At 68.5% G+C, this 3228-nt stretch carries 3 protein-coding genes; 2 read left to right on the top strand and 1 reads right to left on the bottom strand.

Going from position 1 to position 3228, the window contains the following annotated elements; all coding sequences use genetic code 11:
• On the bottom strand, positions 1 to 753 hold a 753-nt coding region (locus ACFWF3_RS29690), incomplete at its 3' end, for a thiamine pyrophosphate-binding protein (RefSeq protein WP_379316922.1).
• Between the two features lie 314 nt (positions 754 to 1067).
• On the opposite strand from ACFWF3_RS29690, the gene ACFWF3_RS29685 reads away from it, so the two are divergent.
• Together ACFWF3_RS29685 and ACFWF3_RS29680 are read left to right on the top strand one after the other, a co-directional pair.
• On the top strand, positions 1068 to 1847 hold the full coding sequence (locus tag ACFWF3_RS29685) for a PH domain-containing protein (RefSeq protein ID WP_379316920.1): 780 nt from the start codon (positions 1068 to 1070) through the stop codon (positions 1845 to 1847).
• Between the two features lie 290 nt (positions 1848 to 2137).
• The coding region (locus ACFWF3_RS29680) for a dihydroxy-acid dehydratase (protein ID WP_379316918.1) at positions 2138 to 3228 on the top strand (1091 nt) is incomplete at its 3' end.

The following is a 3228-nucleotide window of genomic DNA, read 5'->3' as shown; positions in this document are numbered from 1 at the left end:
CTTGATGACGCCACCACCGACGTAGAGCACCGGCTGCTTGGACTCCAGGATCATCCTGGCGGCCTCGCGCACCTGCTTGCCGTGCGGCTTGGTGACCGGGCGGTAGCCGGGCAGACGCATCTCCGGCGGCCACGAGAACGTGGTCTGGGCCTGCAGCGCGTCCTTGGTGATGTCGACCAGGACCGCGCCGGGGCGACCCGAGGCGGCGAGGTAGAACGCCTCGGCCAGGGTGCGCGGGATCTCGGCGGCGTCGGAGACCAGGAAGTTGTGCTTGGTGATCGGCATCGTGATGCCCGAGATGTCGGCTTCCTGGAACGCGTCGGTGCCGACCAGGCTCGACGGCACCTGACCGGTGATCGCCACGATCGGGACCGAGTCCATCTGGGCGTCGGCCAGCGGGGTCACCAGGTTGGTCGCGCCGGGACCGGATGTGGCCATACACACACCGACCTTGCCCGAGGCCTGCGCGTAACCGGTCGCCGCGTGACCGGCGCCCTGCTCGTGCCGGACCAGGACGTGGCGGACCTTTTTCGAGTCGAACAGCGGGTCGTAGACAGGAAGGACCGCGCCGCCGGGAATGCCGAATACCGTGTCGACGTCGAGCTCTTCGAGGGACCGAACCACCGACTGGGCGCCGGTCACGCGCTCGGGCGCGACCTGGCGGCGGGCGGGGTTGGTCGCCGGGCTACCAGGGGTAGCTGAAGGCGCTGACCTGCGGGCCGATGGCCCGGGTCGTGCGGTTGGTGCACTCACCGTCTTCGTTCCTCACTGTCTCGTTCTGACTCGGACTGACCCGACAGGGCCGCTGGCATTCGCCCGAACACAAAAAAGCCCCCGCCCAGCGCATGGCTGTTCGAGGGTGGCGCGTCGCAAACGCGAGCTGACGTATTGACTAGGTGTCAGGCTCAGCGCTGGACGCGCCGGCCGATTACGAGCTCGTTTCGAATCACGCATACGACGTTAGGCGCGCGTAGTGCGTCGAGTCAAACAGGCTTTCCGCTCCGGTCCCATTCTGTGGGACTCGAGTGGTTGCGTGGGTCCGTGTACCAAGATGCGAGGATAGGAGGGTGTCATCACCGCATCAGTCCGTGCCACCGGCTAAATCGTCCCACACCACCGACGAGGGAACCGATACGGGTCGCCCGTCGCGACCCGGCGGCCTGCGCTCGGCCAGTCCGGGGCGGCTCGCGGCGATCGGCGCGGTGGTGCTGGCCTACCTGGTCTTCGTCGTCGTCGGCACGGTGCAGGACTGGTCGCTGGGGGTGCGGATCGGGCTGATCGTGCCCGTCGCGGTGGTCGTCTGGCTGCTGATGCCGCGCCGGACGAACACGCCGACGCCGGGTGTGCACGTGATCGGCGTTCCCCGCCTGGCCTATATCGGCGTACTGGTGCTGGCGTTCTGCGTGTTCTTCCCGTTCGTCGGGTGGCCGGCCGTCCTGTGGCCGCTGCTGCTGGCCCCGGTGATCGCGGTGTGGTGGGTGGTGCGCACGCACACGACCGTGTCCGAGTCCGGGCTGGATCTGAGCTCGATGACCAGCACGAAGCACCTCGACTGGGCGCGGATCAAGGGGATCAGCATTCCCAAGCGCGGCTCTGTGCGCGCCCGGCTCGACGACGAATCCGAGGTGAAGCTGCCTGCCGTCGGTTACGACCGGTTGCGTGAGCTGATCGAAGCGTCCGGCGGGCGCCTGCCCGATGTGTTCGCCGCCGCCGAAGCGGCCGAAGCCGAGCGTCTCGCCGCCGAGCGGGCCGCGGCGAAGGCGGAAGCCGACGCGAAGGCCGGGCCCGAAGCTGCAGCGTCGGAAGCCAAGGCCGAACCGGACACTGAGCCGAAGACCGAGCAGTGACCGTGGGCACTGTGGGAATGAGCACGTCGGCGCGATCCTTGTACCGGTAAGCTGACGGCGACCGGGCACCCCGCGCCGACGGCACCACCGCGGCGACACCTCACGGAGCGACACTCCCGCCTCGAGCCCCGGTTCCCGCTCCCCCGCACGCCACCACCGGCGCGATGCGACCATCGCTCGCCGGAGTAACGTGAAGGGCTGCCGGACGCACCGCGATCGCGCACGTGCCACGCAGGTCAGCCCCCTGTGCGCACGCTCGCCACGCACCCAGCGACATCACGAGGACTTCCATGCCACCGCTTCGCTCACGCACCACCACCATCGGCCGCAATGCTGCGGGCGCGCGCTCACTCTGGCGCGCGACCGGCATGACCGATTCCGATTTCGGTAAGCCGATCATCGCGATCGCGAACTCCTACACCCAGTTCGTGCCCGGTCACGTGCACCTCAAGAACATGGGCGAGATCGTCGCCGAGGCGGTGGCCGCCGCCGGTGGCATCGCGCGCGAGTTCCACACCATCGCCGTCGACGACGGCATCGCCATGGGTCACGGCGGCATGCTCTACTCGCTGCCCTCGCGCGAGATCATCGCCGACTCCGTGGAGTACATGGCCAACGCCCACACCGCCGACGCGCTCGTGTGTATCTCCAACTGCGACAAGATCACTCCCGGCATGCTCAACGCCGCGATGCGTCTCAACATCCCCGCCGTGTTCGTCTCCGGCGGGCCGATGGAGGCCGGTAAGGCGGTGATCGTCGACGGTGTCGCGCAGGCGCCGCTCGACCTCGTCAGCGCGATCTCCGCGAGTGCGAACCAGGCCGTGTCCGACGAAGGACTGGACGAGGTCGAGCGGTCCGCGTGCCCGACCTGCGGTTCGTGTTCGGGCATGTTCACCGCGAACTCGATGAACTGCCTGACCGAGGCGCTCGGCCTCGCGCTGCCGGGCAACGGTTCCACCCTCGCCACCCACTCCGCGCGCCGTGCGCTGTTCGAGCGGGCGGGCACGGTGATCGTCGATATCGCCAAGCGCTGGTACCAGGACGACGACGCCTCGGTGCTGCCCCGAAACGTGGCCAACGCCAAGGCTTTCCGCAACGCGATGGCCCTCGACGTCGCCATGGGCGGCTCGACCAACACCGTGCTGCACACCCTCGCCGCCGCGCAGGAGGGCGAGATCGACTTCGACCTGCAGACCATCGACGACATCAGCCGCAAGGTGCCGTGCCTGTCGAAGGTGTCGCCGAACTCGGATTACCACATGGAAGACGTGCACCGTGCCGGTGGCATCCCGGCCATCCTCGGCGAGCTGCGTCGCGGTGGGCTGCTGGACACCGACGTCACCACCGTGCACACCGCCTCCTTCGAGGAATACCTCGACAC

Origin of the sequence: Nocardia sp. NPDC060220, assembly GCF_042727815.1 — a bacterium.
Lineage (GTDB): Bacteria > Actinomycetota > Actinomycetes > Mycobacteriales > Mycobacteriaceae > Nocardia.
This window is presented reverse-complemented; position numbering and strand designations above follow the sequence as displayed.